The following is a 21,100-nucleotide window of genomic DNA, read 5'->3' on the forward strand; positions in this document are numbered from 1 at the left end:
TGGAGCGGGAAACGAGGCTCGAACTCGCGACCTCAACCTTGGCAAGGTTGCGCTCTACCAACTGAGCTATTCCCGCATTCAAAACTGCTGCAATACTTCTGCTTTCTCTTCGCTGCCGCTGGAGCAGCGCTGAGAGATGCGAATTATAAGGATTTATCAGTCACTGTCAACACTTCAAACATCAATTTTTTTCCCGGAAAACTCCTTGGCGGCCATCCTCAGGTAATAAACCATTGACCACAAAGTCAAAATCACCGCCACCACCATGAAGGCATTGCCCAAAATTAATGTCGAAACCCCCGGCAGCAGCGGGCCGGCATACAGCAACAGCAGAATCGCCACCATTTGCGCCGCGGTTTTCAACTTGCCGATATAGGCCACCGCCACGCTTTTGCGGGTGCCCATCTCCGCCATCCATTCCCGCAGCGCGGAGATGGCGATCTCCCGGCCGATGATGATCATCGCCATCCAGCCCTCGGTACGCCCCATCTGCACCAGCAGGATCAAGGCCGCGGCGACGATCAGCTTGTCCGCCACCGGATCCAGGAAAGCGCCGAAGGCCGAGGTCTGACCCAACTTGCGCGCCAGATAGCCGTCCAGCCAATCGGTGATGGCCGCCAAGGCGAAGATGGCGGCGCCTACCTGGTTGCGGCTTTCCAGCAGCAGCACGGAATCCGGCAAAAAGAAGACCGCTACGCAGATGGGGATCAGGGCAACCCTGAGCCAGGTTAGGAATATCGGCAAATTGAAGGGCATCGGTGTCAGTAATCTTATTGTTTGCGGCTCGGTCAAAAACTGCGCGTCCGCCCCAAGCCACAACGGGACGCACGGCAATGGTTACAGTGTATAAACGATGGCGCGCCGGCAATCAATGCAGCGCGTTGTAAATCTTCTCCGCCAGGGTGCGGCTGATGCCGTCCACCTGGGCCAGGTCGTCCATGCTGGCGGCGGTCACGCCGCGCAGGCCGCCAAAGCGCATCAGCAGCTGTTGCCGGCGCTTGGCGCCCACGCCCGGAATCTCCTCCAGCGTGGACGCGGTGCGCGCCTTGGCGCGCCGCGCGCGGTGGCCGGTGATGGCGAAGCGGTGGGCTTCGTCCCGCACCGTCTGAATCAGATGCAGCGCCGGATGGTCCTGCCGCAGCTGCAGGCTCTTGTCCAGATAAGGCAGGATCAAGGTCTCTAGGCCCGGCTTGCGTTCCTCGCCCTTGGCGATGCCGACGATGGGCAGGTTCAGGCCGATTTCGGCGAACACTTCCAAAGCCACGCCCACCTGCCCCTTGCCGCCGTCGATGAACACCGCGTCCGGCAATTTGCCGTCGCCCGCCGCCAGCTTGCCGTAGCGACGTGACAACACTTCGCGCATCGCCGCGTAATCGTCGCCGGGCTTGGCGGTTTCGATATTGTAGCGCCGGTATTCGCCGGGCTGCATCGCGCCCTTGTCGTAGATCACACAGGACGCCACCGTGGCCTCCCCCATGGTGTGACTGATGTCGAAGCACTCGAAACGGCCGGCGCCCTCCAATTCCAGCACCTCGTTGAGCTGGGCCAGCCGCTGGTTTTGGGTGGCCTTGCTGCTAGCCCGCTGCATGATGGCCAGCGCGGCGTTCTTCTCCGCCATTTCCAGCCACACCCGTCGTTCGCCGATGGGATTGCTGGCGATGGCCAGCTTGCGCTCGGCCTGCCGCTCCAGATGCTGGCGCAGGGTCTCGGAAATCTCGCCGTTGATAATGATGGCCGGCGGCAAGGGCGCGCCCAGATAATGCTGGGCCAGGAAGGCTTCCAGGCTGTCCGCCAGCTCCCCCTCCTCCCCGCTGACCGGGAAAAAGCTCTTGTCTCCCAAATGCCGGCCGCCGCGTATCATCACCAGATTGACGCAAAGCATGCCCTCCTGCTGCACCGCGGCCACCACGTCGCAATCCTGCTGGCTGGAGTTGCTGGACACGAACTGCTTCTCCTGCACCCGCGCCAGCGCCTGGATCTGGTCGCGCAGCTCCGCCGCCTGTTCGAACTCCATCGCCTCGGCCGCCGTCATCATGCGCTGGGTCAGGCCGTCGATCAGCTCGCTCTGACGGCCTTGCAGGAAGGCCACCGCGCTGGCCACGTCGCGCGCGTAATCGTCCTTGGAGATATGGTCGACGCAGGGGCCGGAACAACGCTTGATCTGATACAGCAGACAGGGACGGGAGCGATTGGCGAACACCGCGTCCTCGCAAGTGCGCAGCCGGAACACCTTTTGCAGGATCTGGATGCTCTCGCGCACGGCGTAGCCGTTGGGATAGGGGCCGAAGTACTGGTGCGGCCGCTTAGGGTCGCCGCGGTAATAGGCCATTTGCGGGAAGACGTGACCGCTCAGCATCAGATAGGGATAGGACTTGTCGTCGCGGAACAGGATGTTGTAACGCGGCGTCAGCGCCTTGATCAGGTTGTTTTCCAGAATCAGCGCTTCCGCCTCGGAACGCGTGACCGTGGTCTCGATGCTGGCGATCTGGCGCACCATCAGCTGGATGCGCGGCGACTGGTCGTTTTTCTGAAAGTAGGAACTGACTCGACGTTTCAAGTCTATCGCTTTGCCGACATAAAGCACGCTGCCCGACGCGTCGAGCATTCGATACACGCCGGGCAGATTGGGCAGGGAAGCCAGTACCGCCTTGTAGTCAAAAACCGGTTTCGTCACTTATTTTCCGCACCAGGTTTGCACATTGGCCTGCGCCTGGGTAATCAGCTCGTTGCGCTGGGCGTCGGTGGCCAGCGCATTGGAACCCGGCATGCGGATGCGGCTATTGGTCTGCACCGAGGCCAGCTGATTGCGCGCGTTCTGGCAATTCTGCTCGCGGATCTTGGCGTTGGCCTCCACGATCTTGGCGTTTTCCGCCGCGATCTTGGCGTTTTCCCCGCCGGCGTCCTTGCCCGACGCTTTCTTGCTTTCCTTGGCCGGAGCCGATGCCGGCGCCGGCGCGCGCGTATTCATGCGGCGGGCGTTGACGCTGGCCGGCGGCTGGTCCGAATACACGGTTTTTCCGGCCTCGTCCTTCCATACATAGACTTCCGCGCTGGCGGCGGAGGAGCCCAGCAAAGCCAGCAAAAAGGTCCATACTAAGGTTGACTTCATCATCGACTCCCTGACCCGAATGCGCTGCAGATACTCAAATTGTAAGGCCTGCGCGGCCTGCGAGCAAAAAGGTAACAGGGTTGCGGGCGGAAAGCCCCTTTTTTTGCAATAGCGACAATGCCTCGGTATAATGCCGCTTTGCCGCAAAGGAAACGCCAAGATGCGTATCATCGAGAAAGCCTATACTTTCGACGACGTTCTCCTCGTCCCGGCCCATTCTGAAGTTCTGCCGCGCGACGTAGTTCTCTCCACCAAGCTTACCCGCAACATCACCCTGAACCTGCCCCTGGTGTCCGCCGCCATGGACACGGTGACCGAAGCCCGTCTCGCCATCGCCATGGCTCAAGAAGGCGGCATCGGCATCGTGCACAAAAACATGGATCCCGCGAAACAGGCCAGCGAAGTGTCCAAGGTGAAACGCCATGAAAGCGGCGTGGTCAAGGACCCCATCACCATCGCCCCGGACATGCTGGTGCGCGATCTGGTGCTGCTGACCCGCCATCACAAGATTTCCGGTCTGCCGGTGATCGAAGACGGCAAAGTGGTCGGCATCGTCACCAACCGCGATCTGCGCTTCGAGACCCGTCTGGACCAGAGCGTCGGCTCCATCATGACCCCGCGCGAGCGCCTGATCACCGTCAAGGAAGGCGCCAGCATCGACGAAGCCCGCGAGCTGATGCACACCCACCGCCTGGAGCGCGTGCTGGTGATCAACGACGCCTGGGAGTTGAAGGGTCTGATCACCGTCAAAGACATCATCAAGACCAGCGAACACCCCAACGCCAATAAGGACAACCAGGGCCGTCTGCGCGTAGGCGCCGCGGTCGGCACCGGCGGCGACACCGAAGAGCGCGTGATCGCGCTGGTGAAGGCCGGTGTGGACGTGATCGTGGTCGACACCGCCCACGGCCACAGCCAGGGCGTGATCGAGCGCGTGCGCTGGGTCAAGAAGAATTTCCCGGAAGTGGACGTAATCGGCGGCAACATCGCCACCGCCGCCGCCGCAATGGCGCTGGTTGACGCCGGCGCCGATGGCGTCAAGGTCGGCATCGGCCCCGGCTCTATCTGCACCACCCGCATCGTAGCCGGCGTGGGCGTGCCGCAGCTGACCGCCATCCACAATGTGTCCGAAGCGCTGAAGGGCACCGGCGTGCCGATGATCGCCGACGGCGGCATCCGCTTCTCCGGCGACATTTCCAAGGCGCTGGCCGCCGGCGGCAATTGCGTGATGCTGGGCGGCATGTTCGCCGGCACCGAGGAAGCCCCGGGCGAAGTCGAGCTGTTCCAGGGCCGTTCCTACAAGTCCTACCGCGGCATGGGCAGCCTGGGCGCGATGAGCCAGGGCTCGTCCGACCGCTACTTCCAGGACAACGAAGGCAATGTGGAAAAACTGGTGCCGGAAGGCATCGAAGGCCGCGTGCCGTACAAGGGCTCCATCGGCCAGGTGATCCACCAGTTGGTGGGCGGCCTGCGTTCTTCGATGGGCTACCTCGGTTGCGCCACCATCGCCGACATGCACGCCAAAGCGGAGTTCGTGGAAATCACTTCCGCCGGCATTCAGGAATCCCACGTCCACGACGTGCAGATCACCAAGGAAGCGCCGAACTACCACGTATCCCGTTAAGACCCGACGTCGTCAGGCATCCTTTACGGCAAAACCCGCGCCAAACGGCGCGGGTTTTTTCATGGCTGAACCACAAGCGCGGTCAGGCCAGCGACAACATCAGCCGAGTGCGCAAGGCGGTGGGCGGATTGTCGTAAGGCGAATTCAAATACTCTTCCACGCACGGCACCTCGCCGAGCGCGCGCCCGCTGCCGGGCAGCCAGTGCCGGTACAGCCAGGACCAGGCCGTGGACAGTTCCGCGTACGGTCCCAGATGCGTCACGCAAGCGTACTCTCCGGCTGGGATCTCCCCCCATTCAAACCCATCCGGCAGCGTCCGGTCCTGCCAGGAGTCCGGCACCGTCACGCAGGCGATGGAGCGCAGCTTGGCTTCCTCCGTCTGTTCCGTATCATCCAGATACATCCCGAATGTGCGGCCTGGCGCGTCGCCGGCCGCGCAAGCCGGGCTGATGGCCTGTAAAGCGCCGAAGGCTTGGCCGATCTCCATATAACTGCCGATATGGCGGCGCATCAGCACCTTCAGCCCCTTATCCTGCTTGAGCAATGTCACTTCATGCATAACGGTCTCCCAGTCTTGCCTAGAAATGAACGCTCTGCGCTGGCGATAGCGGCCCGGACTCTCGCCGTAAGCCCTGGCGAAGGCCCGGACGAAGGCCGCGGTGCCGCCGTAGCCGGCGCGCGTCGCCACCCTAGACAAAGGCAGCGAGCCGCCGTCCAACTGCCCGGCCGCGCGATGCAGCAACAGCCGCTGCCGGGTCTCTCCCACCGTTTCGGCCATCAGGCCGCGATACACGCGGTGAAAGTGAAAGGGCGACAAGCAGGCCTCCTCCGCCAATCTTTCCAGCGGCACCGGCCCATCCAGATGGCGCCACAGATAGTCCAGCACCCGCAGCATCCGCCACAAATACGGCGAATCCGGGCCGCCGTTGCGATAGAGCGTTCTCATGAAGTGAGCTTATCCCGCATCGATTGATTCGTTTTGCTGAGTTGGCTGTTGCAGCAGCAACCATTGCATGCGCTGGCACAGCTCCACCACGTAGTCCCACACCACGCGGTAGCGCAGCGTGCGGCGGATGTCGCTGCGGCCGCTGATCCAGTAAGAGCGGATGATGCGCAGTTCCGGCAACAACTGGCGCAGCCGCGCGTCGTCGTAGGTCAGATAATACGGCAATACCGCGATGCCGCCGTCGGCCAGCGCCGCCTGCTGCTGGCCCACCACGCTGGTGCAGCGCAGAGGGATCAAGGGGTTGCGGCACAGGCCGCGATGGAACATCAGTTCGCGCGAGAACAGCAGATCGTCGACATAGCCGACGATGGGATGCCCGGCCAGGTCCTCGCGCTCGCGGATGGGCGCATGCGCGTCCAGATAGGCCGGCGTCGCGTACAGGCCCAGGCAGTAATCGGTCAGCTTGCGCGTCACCACCATATTGGCCTGCGGCCGCTCCAGCGCGATGGCGATGTCCACCTCGCGGTTGGTGATGCTGACAAAGCGCGGCACCGACACCAGATCGATCTCCAGCGCCGGGTAACGCTCCGTCAGCCGCGGCAGGTGCCGCGCCAGAAACAGCGAGCCCAAGCCCTCCGGCGCGCCCAGCCGCACCAGGCCGGCCACCTCCACATGACCCACCCGCGCCTCGTCCTGCATCCGCGACGCGGTGTTTTCCAATTGCTCGGCCAGGGGCAGCAACTGCCGGCCGGCCGCGGTCAATTGATAACCGTCCGGCTGCTGCACGAACAGCGGCTGGCCCAGCTGCCGCTCCAACTGTTCGATATGCCGGGCCACCGTCGCATGCGTGGTGCGCAGCTGCCGGGCCGCCGCCAGCAGCTTGCCGCTGCGCTGCAAGGCCAGAAAATAACGGATGTCGTTCCAGTCGAACATCAAGCCCTCCCCGTGTTTATGGTGCGCTTGCACACAAATATGACAGGCTTCAATTGCGCGGCTGTTAGAAAACTAACAGCTGTTGTTCCACTCTGGCTATTTCCAGGCCGGCCCGGCTTGATCTTATATGGTGGCGATACAGACGTCATAGGAAAGCGCGGCATGCAGGCATTGGCGGACACATTCGACTACATCATCGTCGGCGCGGGCAGCGCCGGCTGCCTGCTGGCCAACCGCCTGTCGGCCAATCCGCAGCACCGCGTGCTGTTGCTGGAAGCCGGCGGCGAGGACAACTATCCGTGGATACACATCCCGGTCGGCTATCTCTACTGCATCGGCAATCCGCGCACCGACTGGTGCCTGCGCACCGCGCCCGAGGCCGGCCTGGGCGGACGCAGCCTCAACTACCCGCGCGGCAAGGTGCTGGGCGGCTGCTCCTCGATCAACGGCATGATCTATATGCGCGGCCAGGCCGCGGACTACGACGGCTGGGCGGCGCAGGGCTGCTCCGGCTGGAGCTGGGACGAGGTGCTGCCGGACTTCCTGCGCATGGAGGACCACTTCGACAGCGCCCGCGCCCAGCACGGCCACGGCGGCGAATGGCGGGTGGAACGGCAGCGGCTGTCCTGGGCGATCCTGGACGCCTTCCGCGACGCCGCGGAGCAGAGCGACATCGCCCCGGTGGACGATTTCAACGGCGGCGACAACGCCGGCTGCGGCTATTTCGAAGTCAATCAGCGCGGCGGCCTGCGCTGGAACACCGCCAAGGCTTTCTTGCGCCCGGTGCGCCAGCGCCCCAACCTCACCGTGCTGACCCATGCCGAGGCGGAAACCCTGCTGCTGGAGGACGGCCGCGCCACCGGTATTGCATTCCTGCAACAGCGGCAACGCTGGCAGGCGCGCTGCCGCGGCGAAATCATCCTGGCCGCCGGCGCCGTCGGCTCCCCGCTTTTGTTGCAGCGCAGCGGCATCGGCCCGGCCGCGCTGCTGCAAGAGCACGGCGTCGCCGTGCGCCACGCGCTGGCAGGGGTCGGCGCCAATCTGCAAGATCATCTGCAACTACGCATGGTGTTCAAGGTCAGCGGCGCGCGCACGCTGAACCAGTTGGCCAATAGCTGGAGCGGCAAGCTGGCCATGGGCTGGGAATACCTGTGGCGGCGCAGCGGCCCGCTGGCGATGGCGCCCAGTCAGTTGGGCGCTTTCGCCGCATCCGGGCCGGAACAGACGCGCGCCAACCTGGAATACCATGTGCAGCCGCTGTCGCTGGAACGCTTCGGCGAGCCGCTGCACCCCTTCCCCGCCTTCACCGCCTCGGTGTGCGACCTGCGTCCGCTCAGCCGTGGCCGGGTCGCCATTGGCGGCGCCGGCCTGGACGCCGCGCCGCTGATTCAGCCCAACTACCTCAGCCACCCGCGGGACCGCGCCGTCGCGGTGGCCGCGCTGCGGCTGACCCGGCGCATCGTCGCCGCGCCGGCGCTGGCGCGCTACCGGCCGGAAGAATACCTGCCCGGCCTCGCCGCCCAGAGCGATGCGGAGCTGGCCGCCGCCGCCGGCCGCATCGGCACCACCATCTTTCATCCGGTCGGCACCTGCAAAATGGGACAGGATACCGAGGCGGTGGTCGATGCCAGACTGCGCGTTCACGGACTATCCGGATTGAGAGTGGCGGACGCTTCCATCATGCCCGCCATCACCTCGGGCAACACCAACTCGCCCACGCTGATGATCGCGGAAAAAGCCGCCCGCATGATTTTGCAAGACCGCGCCGCGCAGGACTGAGCGCCGCGCGACATCGGAATCCATCCAAACAGAGGAAGCCCACTTCCCGCCCCACAACTTGTCGCAAAGCCACACCAAGAGGAGACAGCACCATGAGCAGCACCCTGACGCCCGCCGCCACGGCGGGACACGCGATCAGCGGCTCCGAGCGCAAAGTGATCTTCGCCTCGTCGCTGGGCACCGTTTTCGAGTGGTACGATTTTTTCCTGTACGGCGCGCTGGCGGCGGTGATCAGCAAGCAGTTCTTCGCCGGCGTCAATGAAACCACCGCCTTCATCTTCGCCTTGATGACCTTCGCCGCCGGCTTCCTGGTACGCCCCTTCGGCGCGCTGCTGTTCGGCCGGCTGGGCGATATGATAGGCCGCAAATACACCTTCCTCGCCACCATCCTGATCATGGGCGTGTCCACCTTCCTGGTGGGCCTGCTGCCCGGCTACGCCAGCATAGGCATCGCCGCGCCCATCCTGCTGGTGGTGCTGCGCATGCTGCAGGGCCTGGCGATAGGCGGCGAATACGGCGGCGCGGCCATCTACGTGGCCGAACACGCGCCGGATCACAAACGCGGCGCCTACACCAGCTGGATCCAGGTCACCGCCACCGCCGGCCTGCTGCTGTCCCTGCTGGTGATCCTGGCCTGCCGCAAACTCACCGGCCCGGCTTTCGACGACTGGGGCTGGCGCCTGCCCTTCCTGCTGTCGCTGGCGCTGCTGGCCATCTCCACCTGGATCCGGCTGTCCATGCACGAATCGCCGGCCTTCCTGAAAATGAAGGCCGAGGGCAAGCATTCCAAAGCGCCGCTGACCGAATCCTTCACCAATTGGAAGAACCTGCGCATCGTGCTCACCGCGCTGTTCGGCATCAACGGCGGCCAGGCGGTCACCTTCTATTGCGCGCAGTTCTACTCGCTGTTCTTCCTCACCCAGATCCTCAAGGTCGATTCGCAGATCGCCACCCAGCTGCTGGTGATGTCGCTGCTGATCGCCGCGCCGCTATTCCTGTACTTCGGCTATCTGTCCGACCGCATTGGCCGCAAGCCGGTGATGCTGACCGGCCTGCTGCTGGCGGCCTTGCTGACCTTTCCCGCCTTCAAATGGCTGACCGCCTACGCCAGCCCGGACATCGCCAACGCCGCGCGCCAGGCGCCGGTGGTGGTGGTGGCGGACCCGGCCAGCTGCCGCTTCCAGTTCGATCCGGTGGGCAAGGCCAAGCTCAGCAGCAGCTGCGACCAGGCCAAGGCCCTGCTGGCCAAGAACGGCGTGCCCTACCAGCGCCAGGCGGCGCCCGCCGGCGGCGAAACCCAGATCAAGGTGGGCGAACAAACGCTGACCGGCTTCAACAAGGCAGCGCTGCTGGCCGCGCTGAAGCAGGCCGGCTATCCGGACAAGGCCGACCCGGACAAGATCAACTACCCGATGGTGGTGGCCGTGCTGGTGCTGCTCAGCCTGATCGCCGCCATGGTCTACGGCCCGCTGGCCGCCACCATGGTGGAATTGTTCCCCACCCGCATCCGCTACACCTCGATGTCGCTGCCCTACCACATCGGCAACGGCTGGATAGGCGGCCTGTTCCCCACCGTGGCCTTCTCGCTGGTGGTCTACACCGGCGACATCCTCTACGGCCTGTGGTATCCGGTCATCGTCTACAGCGTCAGCTTCATCGTCTGCCTGTTGGGCTTGAAGGAGACTCATAAGGCCGACATCCATCAATAAGACTCGCTAACAAAACCCCTGACCCTGCGTTGCGCCTCCTTGTCGTACTATTTGTACTGCCTGTGTCGGCGCGCCTTGGCTCAGGTACGCTGCGCGGTTTTGTTAGCGACTCTAAGCGCCCTTCCCATCCGCACGGCGAACCTCCCGGTTCGCCGTGTTTCTGGGTAGACTGGGGCTTTCATCCCAACACCCGCGCCGCCATGCCGATTCAACGCCTCAGCCAGTCCGAAACCCTGACCCTCAACCGCCACCGCTATCATCTGCGTCGCTGGGGCCCGCGCGACGCGCCGCTCTTGGTGCTGCTGCACGGCTGGATGGACAGTTCGGCCACCTTCCAATTCCTGGTGGACGCGCTGCCGGACGGCTGGCAAGTGGCGGCGCCGGACTGGCGCGGCTTTGGCGACAGCGACTGGAACGACGGCAGCTACTACTTCCCCGACTACCTGGCCGATCTCGACGCGCTGCTGGACGCGCTGTCGCCGCAACAGCCGGTCAAGCTGCTGGGCCACAGCATGGGCGCTATGATTGCCGGCATCTACGCCGGCATCCGCCCCGAACGCATAGAAAAGCTGGTGCTGGCCGAAGGCTTCGGCCTGGCCGCCACCAAGCCGGCGGAAGCGCCGGGCCGCTATGCGCGCTGGCTGCGCGAAACCCGCACCGCGCCGGAGTTCGGCGATTTACAGTCGCTGGACGCCGTGGCCGCCAAACTATTGGAACGCAACCCCAGGCTGACGCCGGAGCGCGCCCAATGGCTGGCGCGCGAACTGACCCGCCAGCGCGACAACGGCCTCTACTACCGCGCCGATCCGCGCCACAAAATGGTCAACCCGGTGCTGTACCGGCTGGAAGAAGCGATGGCTTGCTGGCAGCGCATCAGCGCGCCGGTGCTGTGGGCGCTGGGCGGCGACACCGACGACCACCCGCTGGCCAAGAGCGTGGCCGCCAGCATGACGCAGCGGCGCGCCTGTTTCGCCCAACTCCAGGAAACCGTGATCGCCGACGCCGGCCACATGCTGCAATGGGAGCAGCCGGAAGCGCTAGCGGCGGCGATCCACGCGTTTTTCAGTCAGCCCCAATAAGAGCCGCTAAGAACCTGTTTACGCTCCGCTGCGCGTCGGCAATACGGCGTTGAAACCCGCTTCGAAATGCTCATGTACCACGAGTACATTCCGCTTTCTCAGCCGTTTTCGCCTTGTCTCGCCTTAGCTCGCGAGATCGTAAACACGTTCTAAGAAAACCTCGCAGAGAACCTGAGCCAAGGCGCGCCGACGCAGGCAGTACAAGTGGTACGACAAGGAGGCGCAACGCAGGATCAGGGGTTTGATTAGCGGATCAAAAAAAAGCGCGGCCAAGCCGCGCTTTTCATCTGCCTTCCACAAACTCAAACGCCTAGATAACGCCGCTCCAGGTGCGCCTTGAAATGCGCCGGGTTCAGCGTCTCGCCGGTGGCGCGCCGCACCAGTTCGTCCGTGCTCCAGCGGCTGCCCTGGCTCCAGATATGGGTGTTCAGCCAGTTGAAGATGGGCTCCAGATTGCCGGCCGCCACCTGCGCGTCCAGCTCCGGCTCGGCGCGGCGCAGGCTGGCGAAATACTGCGCCGCATACATCGCGCCCAGCGTGTAGCTGGGGAAATAGCCGAAGCCGCCGTCGGTCCAGTGGATGTCCTGCATGCAGCCGTTACGGTAATTGCCGCGGGTGTCCACGCCCAGATAGGCCATCATCTTCTCGTCCCACAGCGCCGGGATGTCCTCGGCCTCGATCTCGCCGTCCATCAGCGCGCGCTCGATCTCGAAACGCAGAATCACATGCGCCGGATAACACAGCTCGTCGGCGTCCACGCGGATGTAACCCGGCTGCACCCGGCTGTACAGGCCTTGCAGATTTTCCAGCGCAAACGCCGGCTGCTCGCCGAAATGGCTGCGGATCAGCGGCGCGATCAACTGCAGGAAGGCCGGGCTGCGGCCCAGCTGCATCTCGAAGGACAGACTCTGGCTCTCATGAATGCCCATGGAACGCGCGCGGCCCAGCGGCTGCTCCAGCCAGTCCTTGGGCAGGTTCTGCTCGTAACGAGCGTGGCCGGTTTCGTGAACAATGCCCATCAGGCTCTGGACGAAATCATCGTCGCGGTAGCGGGTGGTGATGCGCACGTCTTCCGGCACCCCGCCGCAGAAGGGATGGCTGCTGACATCCAGCCGGCCGCCGTCGAAGTCGAAGCGCAGCAGCTTCATCGCCTCCACGCCCAAGGCGCGCTGCTGCGCCACCGCGAACGGCCCCACCGGCTCGATCACCGTTTCCGACGCCTGCTTGGCGCGCGCGCGTTCGATCAGGCCCGGCAGCCAGGACTTCACCTCGGTGAAAATGCGCTCGATCTCCGCGCTCTTCATCCCCGGCTCGTACTTGTCCATCAGCGCGTCGTAACGGCCGCCGCCGCTGGTCTCGGCCAGCAAGCGGCCCTCTTCGCGCGACAGCTTGACCACCTCGCGCAGGTTTTCCAGAAAGCCCTTCCAGTCATTGGCCGGGCGCTGGCTGCGCCAGGCGTGCTCGCAGCGCGCGCCGGCCAGGGTCTTGGCCTCCACCAGCTCCGCCGGCAGCAGATTGGCCTGCGCCCATTCGCGGCGCATCTCGCGCAGATTGGCGCGTTGCAGCTCGTCCAGGTTTTCCTGCTCCGCCGCGTCCAGCTGCTCCTTCAGCTGCGGCGCGGTGATGATGCCGTGGGTCAGCACCCCCAGCTCCGCCAGCGCGGCGGCGCGGGCGTCGTTGCCCTTGCTCGGCATCATCGCCGCCTGATCCCAGCCGGCGATGGCGCCGAGGTGGTTAAAGCGGTGCAGGCGGGCGAAAGTGTGGGTTAAAGCCTGGTAGGCGGATGTGTGCGTCATCTTGTCTCCTCTCTATAAAGAACCGATTTACGATCTGCTGCGCGTCGGCGGTACGGTGTTGAGAACCGCTGCAGAATGCTCATCTAGCGCTACTCCTTCCGCTTTCTCAGCCACAACGCCTGGTCTCGCCCCAGCTCGCGAGATCGTAAACACGCTCCACTTGCCAAAGCATGATGCCATCAGACTATTTGATCTGACAACTTCCGCCCAAAAACCCGCCAAAGCCGCGTATTGACAAGAGTTTTGATTTTGTACATTATCAAAACCCCATGACTAGCATGAGGTAAAATCATGCCATCCATCGCCGCCCAACTCTTTCTCGCCTACCAGGACCGCGACTGGGAACGCGCGCGCCGCCTGCTGCGCGACGACGCCGTGATGCTGTGGCACTGCAGCGGCGAGTGCTTCCGCGGCGCGGACGCCATCGTCCACGTCAACCGCGTTTATCCGGAGGGCTGGAGCATACGCCTGCTGCAGGACAATCTACTGGCCGACGGCCGCTGGCACGTGGTGGCGCAGGTGGACCACGGCGAGGCGCGCTTCTTCGCCAATTCCCTGTTCACGCTGGAACACGGGCTGATCAGCCAGATCGAGGAATACTGGGCCAGCGCCGAAGCGCCGCCGGCCTGGCGCGCGGGCTTGCCGGGCCGGGCCAGGCTGGAAGCCGCGCAGCCGGCTTGAGGCCGCGGGAACGGAAGCGTTGGGGGATGAAATAGCGGGCCCGTCAGTCCGCCTCAAGCCGCCGGCTGGCCGGCGTTGCGCGCCTGGGCTTGCGGGAATTGGTGCCAGTAATAGAAGTACTCGCGCACCAGCAGCAAAAAGGTGTTTTTCAGCTCCGCCTCGCGCAGATGCAATAACACCGCGTCCACCATCATGCGGAAGCTGTCGCCCTGGATGGGCTGGCCGTCCAATAGATAGAGCAGGGATTTGAGCAGGCGCTCGCGCAGATGGATGTCCGGCTCGGACATGCCGTCCTCGAACAGCTTGCCCAGGTAGAGGCCCAGCGACGGCGGGAAGCGGGAGAAGCCGTCGCGCTCCATCCGCGTCAGCAGCCCTTCCCAATCCGTCTCCAGCCACACCCGCACATTGCGCACCGAAAAACCGCTGCGCGCGGTGATCTCCACCACTTTCTTGGTATCGCCCAGCCAGAAGTAATAGAACTCGCGGGTACAGGTCAGCGCCAGCACCTGCTCGTCCGGCGAGCAGGCCTGCAGCAGGCGTTCACAAGGACCGCGGAAGCCTTCCGCGTTGCGCTCGACGCCGTCCAGCCAGGGCAACAGCAGTTCCAGAATGCGACGCCTTTCGTCGATCACCTGAGCCGGCGCACCCTGACGCGCCAACAATCGCATATAAGCTTCCAGCGCCGCCTTCAAATCGCTCATGCCCTTTCCCCAGCCCTCCCGGATGCCGCGACTGCCCCGAATGCGAAAGCGAGCCGTTCTTGGCGGCCCGTCCTGAGCGTGCGTTCGCGCCCACCGTCACACGTCATGCGCACAGCGGGCGAACTGCTCTTATTTTCGGACAGAAATGTTGCAGACTCCAGACGGGATTCGCGGCGACGTGGTCATTTTCCCAAGCGCGGAGGCCATCCTCGCCTTGTCTCGCCCTAGTTCGCGGGACCTTGAGCAGCCGCCAAGACCGGCGTCAGGCTCAGGCGCAAATCCGCACCCACCATGCGCGCGTCGCGTATGCTCAACCGCTGCTTGTCGGCCAGGTCTTCCAGCGGCGGCCAGGCGAACAGACCGCGCGCGGCATCGCCAGCCAGCGACGGCGCCAGGTAGAGCACGATCTCGTCCACCAGCCCGGCGCGCAGCAGCGCGCCGTTGAGGCCGGCTCCGGCTTCCACCATCAGCATATTGACGCCGCGTTGCGCCAAGGCCGCCAGCAAAGCCGGTAGATCGGCATGGCCGTCGGCCAGCCGCGGCAAGCTCAGAAGCTCCGCGCCGGCGCGGTAGGGCTCCAAACGCGCAGCCTCGTGATCGCAGGTGGCCAGCAAGGTAGCGCCGTCCTGATAGATGCGCTGTTCCGGCCGCGTGCGCAGATCGCTGTCCAGCACCACCCGCAGCGGCTGGCGCTCGCAGGGGACTTCCCGCACCGTCAGTTGCGGATCGTCGGCCAGCACGGTGCCGCTGCCGGTGAGCACCGCGCAATGCTCGGCGCGCAGGCGATGCACATCCCGCCGCGCCTCCGGGCCGGTGATCCATTGGCTGCGGCCGTTGAGCAAGGCGGTCTTGCCGTCCAGCGTGGCGGCGGCCTTGAGCATGACCCAGGGGCGGCCGCGCTCGACGCGCGACAGAAAACCGCGATGCACTTGCCGCGCCTCGGCTTCCATCAGCCCGGCGTCGGCGGCGATGCCGGCGGCGCGCAGCATGGCCAGGCCGCGGCCGGCCACTTCATGGTAGGGGTCCACCATCGCCGCGGCCACCCGGGCCACGCCCTCGTCGATCAGACGCCGCGCGCACGGCGGGGTGCGGCCGTGGTGGCTGCACGGCTCCAGCGTGACGTAGGCGGTGGCGCCGCGCGGGGACAGGCCGCGCGCCAGGCAGTCCTTGATCGCCTGGATTTCCGCATGATCGCCGCCCACTTCCAGGGTGGCGCCCTCGCCGATCACCGCGCCGTCGCGCACCAGCACGCAGCCCACGCCCGGGTTGGGCGCGGCGCGGCGGGTGGCCGCGGCGGCCAGCCGCAACGCGCGCTGCATGTGACGATGGTCATCGGCGGAATAATTCATGATTCATTGCTTCCATTCTTGAGCCAGCAGGCTGTACTGCCTGGCGTCGCAATAGCGGCCCTGCAACAACAAGTACTCGCGCAGCACGCCTTCGTAGCGGAAGCCCAGCCGCTCCGCCACCGCGCAACTGCGATGATTGTCCGCCGCCGCGTCTATCGCCACCCGGTGCAGACCCAAGGGGCCGAAGGCTTCGGCCAGCAACAGGCGCAGCGCCGCCTGCATCACGCCCTGCCCCACCTGGCGGCGGTCCAGCCAATAGCCGACGAAGGCGTGGCGGTTCAAATCGTCGATGGCGTGCAGATCGCAAACGCCAGCCAGCGCGCCGTCGCGCAATACCAGCCAAGTATAGGCCTTGCCGATCTGACGGCCGACGGCGGCGGATTCCAGAAAAGCGCGGGAGTCCGCCTCGGAGCGGGTCAGGGGCTCCCACGGCATCCACGGCCGCAACGCGTCGCGGTTGGCGTTGATCAGCGCGAACAGCGCCGGCGCGTCGGACAGCTCCGGCGCGCGCAGCGAAACATTGGAAGGCAGGGGTTCTACCATGGAGGGCACCTGCGATGACGGAAGAATAGAGCAGTCTACTCCAGCCGCCCGCCGGTCGGTCAATGCGAAGACTTCTGGATTTCCTTGATGGCGTCGGAAAACTCGGACACATCCTGAAAACTGCGGTACACCGAGGCGAAACGCACATAAGCCACTTTGTCCAGGCGCGCCAGTTCGTTCATCACCATTTCGCCGATCTCGCGGCTGGAGACTTCGCGCTCGCCCAATTGCAGCAGCTTGTGACAGATGCGGTCTATCGCCTCGTCCACCAAGGCGGTGGGCACTGGGCGCTTGTGCAGCGCGCGCAGGAAGCTGGTTCGCACTTTCTCGATGTCGAATTCCGAACGGTGGCCGGCGGTTTTCACCACCTGCGGCATACGCACGTCGGCGGTTTCAAAGGTCGTGAAACGCTTCTCGCACACCGGGCAGCGCCGCCGCCGCCGGATGCTGCTGCCGTCCTCACTGACGCGGGAGTCGATTACCTGAGTATCGGCATTGCCGCAGAACGCGCATTTCATGACTTAATCCTAAGGGTTCCAATGTAGGGATGTTATCAGCAATGCGCAGTCAAGTTAATGCCGCTATCGCCCGCCCATGAAAAAGACGCCCCTGGGGGCGTCTTTCAGCGGCCGAGACCAGCTTGGCTTATTTGGAGTACACCGGGAAACGATGGCACAGCGCGGTGGCTTGCTCGGCCACGCGGGCGATCAGCGCGTCGTCGTTCGGGTTGTCCAGCACGTCCGCCACCAGATTGGCCACCTGGATGGCTTCGGCTTCCTTGAAGCCGCGGGTGGTGATGGCCGGGGAGCCGATGCGGATGCCGGAGGTCACGAACGGGGTTTCCGGGTCGTTCGGAATCGCGTTCTTGTTCACGGTGATGTGGGCGCGGCCCAGCAGCGCGTCGGCCGCCTTGCCGGTCAGGCCCTTGGCGCGCAGGTCCACCAGGAACACATGGCTCTCGGTGCGGCCGGATACGATGCGCACGCCGCGCTCGCCCAGGGTCTTGGCCATGATGGCGGCGTTCTTCAGCACTTGTTCCTGATACACCTTGAACTCGGGCAGCAGCGCTTCCTTGAAGGCCACGGCCTTGGCGGCGATCACGTGCTCCAGCGGGCCGCCTTGCAGGGTCGGGAACACATTGCTGTTGATGCTCTTCTCGAACTCGGCCTTGGCCAGGATGATGCCGCCGCGCGGACCGCGCAGGGTCTTGTGGGTGGTCGAGGTCACGAAGTCGGCGAACGGCACCGGGTTCGGGTAAACGCCGGCGGCGATCAGACCGGCGTAATGCGCCATGTCCACCATGAAGTAAGCGCCGCATTTCTTGGCGATCTGACCCATGCGCTCGAAGTCGAAACGCAGCGCGTAAGCGGAAGCGCCGCCGATGATCAGCTTGGGCTTGGTTTCCATCGCTACGCGTTCCATGTCGTCGTAGTCGATTTCTTCCTTGTCGTTCAGACCGTAGGCGACGATGTTGAACATCTTGCCGGACAGGTTGGCCGGGGAGCCGTGGGTCAGGTGGCCGCCGTGGCCCAGGTTCATGCCCATCACGGTGTCGCCCGGCTTCAGGATGGAGAAGTACACCGCCTGGTTGGCCTGGCTGCCGGAGTGCGGCTGCACGTTGGCGTATTCCGCGCCGAACAGCTGCTTGACGCGGTCGATGGCGAGCTGTTCCACCACGTCCACGTGTTCGCAACCGCCGTAGAAGCGCTTGCCCGGGTAGCCTTCGGCGTACTTATTGGTCAGTTGGGAGCCCTGGGCTTCCATCACCGCGGGGCTGGTGTAGTTTTCCGAGGCGATCAACTCGATGTGATCTTCCTGGCGTTGACACTCGGCCGCAATGGCGGCGGCGAGTTCGGGGTCGAATTTGGCAATCGTCTGGTCAGCAGCGAACATCTTTGACTCATCCATCAAAGGGTTAACGATGCGGGCATTCTACACGAAATGCCGGAGCGAAATCCTTAACGTGAAGCAATTGCGAGAGGCAACGACAAGCCCCTGCGCGCCACTTCCATCGCCCCCACACCCCACCGATAAAGGGACAAAGCCACAGCGATTTGCAGCCCAGCATTGGATAAAGCAACAATGCCAAGCGCCCATGGATCGCTTTGCAAGGGCTACGACCTTGCTTGCATCTCACTCTTGTGGCAAGCGCCCTCTTCCAATGGTTCGTCTCAGTGGAGAAAGATGAATGTTTTGGCTGGAGCAAAACCAAGCCATGCCCACGGAGTGGTTCGCAGGTGCGCCCACGCCGGATCAGCGCTCCGCGTGGGTGGGGAATATCTACCGTGTCCCCTTAGCCCATCATGCCGATGGCTTCTTCGAAGTCGTGCCATTTGTTTTTAGCGCCTACCGCTACCTAATGTATTTTGCCAGCCTGGCGGGAGAAGTGCCTGGAGACGATGAGCAGGAGGTACGTGACTTTATCCGGACTTGGGCGCATGACTTTGAACCCGATATACGCACAAGCCGGTTGGTAAAGTTCATGCGAGCCGACGCTATCAGCCGCGACCATATCTACGAGCCGGCCTCATGGCGCCTGGACAACCCCCGCCAAATTTTCAGTTTTGGGCAACATTTACTTGAAATTGTTGTCTACCATAGTCGGCTTGTATCTGAAACAAGGCAGTACTTTTACAAGCCGGCTCCGGGGCTTGGCAGGTTCTATGATAGAGTTTGTCACTGTAATCACCTGCTCATACAAGAACTGGGTTTTAGCGCCATCCACAACGCGGGGCTTGAGGATACGGGGTATATCGGCTATGAAAAACAGCGTTAAATCACCCAATGCCAAGAAGCGGGTCTATGTGTCCCAGAGCACCGCCCACAGCTTGGCTAAGCTAAGCCATGATCTCGGTGAGGCTTGTTCCAAAGGAACTGTAGTCAAGGTGGAATCCAACCCACCATCATCGAAGAAACCGCCAACGCGCAAACTGCGCGTGGTTTGAAAAAAGCGCCGGACACCCGGCGCTTTGTCTTTCATTCCCTCACTCTCGGCTATCCACCAGAATCAGCTCGGCGTCTTCGCTGGCGACGATGCGCAACAGCGCTTCATCCTTAATCGCTGCGCCGTCGCGGGCTTGCAGCGCCACGCCGTTGACTTCCGCCCGGCCGCGGGCCAACACCAGGTAGCCGCGGCGCTCCGCGCCCAGCGGATAGTCCGCTCTTTCGCCGGCTTTGAGGGTGGCGCCCAACACGCGGGCGTCGGCGCGGATGGGCAAGGCCTGATCGTCGCCGTCCATGCCGCTGGCCAGCGCGACGAAGGCGCCAGAGCGGTCCGCCTTGGGAAAGGGCTTGCTGCCCCAGGACGGGTCCCCGCCGCGCCGCTCCGGCATGATCCAGATCTGGAAGATGTGGGTGTCGACGGCTTCCAGATTGTATTCGGAATGCACGATGCCGCGGCCGGCGCTCATTACTTGCACGTCGCCGGCCTCGGTGCGGCCCTGGTTGCCCAGATTGTCGCGGTGGCTGATCGCGCCTTCGCGGACATAGGTGACGATTTCCATGTCCGCGTGCGGATGCGGCGGGAAGCCGGCGCCCGGCGCGATGACGTCGTCGTTCCAGACCCGCAGCGCGCCCCAGTGCATGCGCGCCGGGTCGTGGTATTCGGCAAAGGAGAAATGGTGCTTGGCGTCCAGCCAGCCATGATGGGCGCCGCCCAAGGCGGCGAAGGGACGATGCTCGATCATATGGTCCTCCGATATTGTGGCGAGGCGCCGCCTGCGCGGCGACGCGTCCGATGCAGCCACTATACGCAGCGGGCCAGGGGCTGATAAGCCGAGGGATCGAATAGCATTCTTTCCATTTTTGATGCAATCAATGCGCCATACTGATTTTTGAACGCTAAAATTGGAATCAATCTATCCAACTCCTGCCTACTTATGAAACGACTGCCCGATCTGGAAGCCTGGGCGATTTTCGCCAAGGTGGCGGAATGCGGCTCCTTCGCCCGCGCCGCCGCGGAGCTGACGCTGTCCCAGGCCACGGTGTCCAAGGCGATTTCCCGCCTGGAAGCCCGGATGAAAACCATGCTGTTGCACCGTAGCTCGCGGCGGCTGTCCTTGACCGAGGCCGGCCACGCCGCGCTGGAGCGGGCCAGCCGCATCCTGGCGGAAGGCGAGGCGGTGGAGGCGGACATCGCCGAGCAATCCACCAGCTTGCGCGGGCCGGTGCGGGTGACCGCGCCGATGTCCTTCGGGCTGTCCCACCTGGCGCCGCTGCTGCCAGAGTTCATGGCGCGGCATCCGGAAGTGGAGCTGGATTTCCATTTCAGCGACGAACAAGTGGATCTGATGACCAAGCGCCTGGACCTGGCGCTGCGCATCGCCTCGCTGGCCGACTCCAGCCTGCTGGCGCGTCGCCTGTGCTCAGTGCGCATCTTGCTGGTGGGCTCGCCAGCGTATTTTGCGCGCCACGGCCGGCCCAGCCATCCCCGCGAGCTGTCCGCGCATCGCGCGCTGCTGTACAGCAACGCGCCCGGCGGTGAGTTCTGGCGCTTTCGCCACGCGGAGCAAGGCGAATTCGCGCTGGAAATGCCTTCGACGCTGCGGGTCAACAACGCCGAGGCGCTGACGCCGGCGCTGCGCGCCGGCCTGGGCCTGGCCTTGCAGCCAGAGTTTCTGGCCTGGCGGGACTTGCAGGCCGGCGAGCTGGAAACCGTGATGATGGATTGGCAGGTGGACCCGATCGCGCTCTACATCCTGACGCCGCCGGGCCGCAGCCGGCCGGCGCGGGTGCAGGCCTTGATCGACTACCTGGCGGCGCGGCTGGCCGTCGCGCCGTGGGCGGATTGCCGTTAGCGGCTAACGATAAGCGCAATGACAAAGCCCCGCTCGAGGCGGGGCGTGATCACCG

The 21,100-nt window shown here is 64.2% G+C and carries 19 protein-coding genes and 1 tRNA gene; 7 read left to right on the top strand and 13 right to left on the bottom strand.

Going from position 1 to position 21,100, the window contains the following annotated elements:
* The 4 genes from QUG03_RS16515 to QUG03_RS16530 all read right to left on the bottom strand — a co-directional run bounded on the left by QUG03_RS16515 (window position 1) and on the right by QUG03_RS16530 (window position 3,109).
* Window positions 1-76: transfer RNA gene (locus QUG03_RS16515), tRNA-Gly, on the bottom strand.
* A gap of 98 nt (window positions 77-174) precedes the next feature.
* Window positions 175-756, bottom strand: coding sequence for a CDP-diacylglycerol--glycerol-3-phosphate 3-phosphatidyltransferase (pgsA, locus tag QUG03_RS16520; RefSeq protein WP_107798479.1), 582 nt, complete (start codon window positions 754-756; stop codon window positions 175-177).
* 112 nt (window positions 757-868) lie between these two features.
* Window positions 869-2,674 carry an excinuclease ABC subunit UvrC gene (gene uvrC / locus QUG03_RS16525; RefSeq protein ID WP_235087272.1) on the bottom strand — a complete coding sequence of 602 codons (1,806 nt, stop codon included), beginning with the start codon at window positions 2,672-2,674 and terminating at the stop codon, window positions 869-871.
* Window positions 2,675-3,109 carry a DUF4124 domain-containing protein gene (locus tag QUG03_RS16530; protein ID WP_158274239.1) on the bottom strand — a complete coding sequence of 145 codons (435 nt, stop codon included), beginning with the start codon at window positions 3,107-3,109 and terminating at the stop codon, window positions 2,675-2,677.
* A 160-nt stretch (window positions 3,110-3,269) separates the two neighbouring features.
* Here QUG03_RS16530 and guaB point away from each other — a divergent pair, with 160 nt between their 5' ends.
* Window positions 3,270-4,733 carry an IMP dehydrogenase gene (gene guaB, locus QUG03_RS16535; protein WP_107798476.1) on the top strand — a complete coding sequence of 488 codons (1,464 nt, stop codon included), beginning with the start codon at window positions 3,270-3,272 and terminating at the stop codon, window positions 4,731-4,733.
* 82 nt (window positions 4,734-4,815) lie between these two features.
* On the opposite strand, the gene QUG03_RS16540 is transcribed toward guaB, so the two are convergent.
* Both QUG03_RS16540 and QUG03_RS16545 read right to left on the bottom strand, forming a co-directional pair.
* A complete protein-coding gene (locus QUG03_RS16540; protein ID WP_486635699.1) occupies window positions 4,816-5,679 on the bottom strand; it encodes an AraC family transcriptional regulator in 864 nt (287 codons plus the stop codon).
* A gap of 9 nt (window positions 5,680-5,688) precedes the next feature.
* Window positions 5,689-6,612 carry a LysR family transcriptional regulator gene (locus tag QUG03_RS16545; protein WP_107798474.1) on the bottom strand — a complete coding sequence of 308 codons (924 nt, stop codon included), beginning with the start codon at window positions 6,610-6,612 and terminating at the stop codon, window positions 5,689-5,691.
* A gap of 162 nt (window positions 6,613-6,774) precedes the next feature.
* On the opposite strand from QUG03_RS16545, the gene QUG03_RS16550 reads away from it, so the two are divergent.
* From QUG03_RS16550 to QUG03_RS16560, 3 genes are all read left to right on the top strand, one after another.
* Complete coding sequence (locus tag QUG03_RS16550) at window positions 6,775-8,391, top strand: GMC family oxidoreductase (RefSeq protein ID WP_500820416.1); 1,617 nt, start codon at window positions 6,775-6,777, stop codon at window positions 8,389-8,391.
* Window positions 8,392-8,483: 92 nt separating this feature from the next.
* Window positions 8,484-10,100 carry an MFS transporter gene (locus tag QUG03_RS16555; RefSeq protein ID WP_500820417.1) on the top strand — a complete coding sequence of 539 codons (1,617 nt, stop codon included), beginning with the start codon at window positions 8,484-8,486 and terminating at the stop codon, window positions 10,098-10,100.
* 200 nt (window positions 10,101-10,300) lie between these two features.
* Window positions 10,301-11,179 carry an alpha/beta fold hydrolase gene (locus QUG03_RS16560; RefSeq protein ID WP_500820418.1) on the top strand — a complete coding sequence of 293 codons (879 nt, stop codon included), beginning with the start codon at window positions 10,301-10,303 and terminating at the stop codon, window positions 11,177-11,179.
* 302 nt (window positions 11,180-11,481) lie between these two features.
* Here the strand turns inward: QUG03_RS16560 and QUG03_RS16565 are convergent, their stop codons facing one another.
* Entirely contained in the window at window positions 11,482-12,975 is a 1,494-nt protein-coding gene (locus QUG03_RS16565) for a carboxypeptidase M32 (protein ID WP_500820419.1), read from the bottom strand.
* Window positions 12,976-13,266: 291 nt separating this feature from the next.
* Here QUG03_RS16565 and QUG03_RS16570 point away from each other — a divergent pair, with 291 nt between their 5' ends.
* A complete protein-coding gene (locus QUG03_RS16570) occupies window positions 13,267-13,656 on the top strand; it encodes a nuclear transport factor 2 family protein (protein ID WP_107798469.1) in 390 nt (129 codons plus the stop codon).
* A gap of 53 nt (window positions 13,657-13,709) precedes the next feature.
* Here QUG03_RS16570 and QUG03_RS16575 read toward each other — a convergent pair whose 3' ends face one another.
* From QUG03_RS16575 to glyA, 5 genes are all read right to left on the bottom strand, one after another.
* Window positions 13,710-14,357: a hypothetical protein gene (locus tag QUG03_RS16575; protein WP_107798468.1), complete on the bottom strand. Its 648-nt coding sequence runs from the start codon at window positions 14,355-14,357 to the stop codon at window positions 13,710-13,712.
* A gap of 224 nt (window positions 14,358-14,581) precedes the next feature.
* Entirely contained in the window at window positions 14,582-15,706 is a 1,125-nt protein-coding gene (gene ribD / locus QUG03_RS16580; RefSeq protein ID WP_500820420.1) for a bifunctional diaminohydroxyphosphoribosylaminopyrimidine deaminase/5-amino-6-(5-phosphoribosylamino)uracil reductase RibD, read from the bottom strand.
* 3 nt (window positions 15,707-15,709) lie between these two features.
* A complete protein-coding gene (locus QUG03_RS16585; protein WP_146176579.1) occupies window positions 15,710-16,249 on the bottom strand; it encodes a GNAT family N-acetyltransferase in 540 nt (179 codons plus the stop codon).
* A gap of 59 nt (window positions 16,250-16,308) precedes the next feature.
* A complete protein-coding gene (gene nrdR / locus QUG03_RS16590; RefSeq protein ID WP_019100637.1) occupies window positions 16,309-16,767 on the bottom strand; it encodes a transcriptional regulator NrdR in 459 nt (152 codons plus the stop codon).
* A 127-nt stretch (window positions 16,768-16,894) separates the two neighbouring features.
* Window positions 16,895-18,142, bottom strand: coding sequence for a serine hydroxymethyltransferase (glyA, locus tag QUG03_RS16595; protein ID WP_081550486.1), 1,248 nt, complete (start codon window positions 18,140-18,142; stop codon window positions 16,895-16,897).
* A gap of 295 nt (window positions 18,143-18,437) precedes the next feature.
* Here glyA and QUG03_RS16600 point away from each other — a divergent pair, with 295 nt between their 5' ends.
* Window positions 18,438-19,025: a hypothetical protein gene (locus QUG03_RS16600; RefSeq protein ID WP_500820421.1), complete on the top strand. Its 588-nt coding sequence runs from the start codon at window positions 18,438-18,440 to the stop codon at window positions 19,023-19,025.
* Between the two features lie 208 nt (window positions 19,026-19,233).
* Here the strand turns inward: QUG03_RS16600 and QUG03_RS16605 are convergent, their stop codons facing one another.
* The gene (locus QUG03_RS16605) at window positions 19,234-19,935 is read right to left on the bottom strand and encodes a pirin family protein (RefSeq protein WP_500820422.1); all 702 of its coding nucleotides are present in this window, start codon (window positions 19,933-19,935) and stop codon (window positions 19,234-19,236) included.
* Between the two features lie 192 nt (window positions 19,936-20,127).
* Here QUG03_RS16605 and QUG03_RS16610 point away from each other — a divergent pair, with 192 nt between their 5' ends.
* On the top strand, window positions 20,128-21,045 hold the full coding sequence (locus tag QUG03_RS16610; protein ID WP_500820423.1) for a LysR family transcriptional regulator: 918 nt from the start codon (window positions 20,128-20,130) through the stop codon (window positions 21,043-21,045).
* Window positions 21,046-21,100: the final 55 nt, after the last annotated feature.

Source organism: Chromobacterium sp. CCUG 30098 (genome assembly GCF_059916605.1).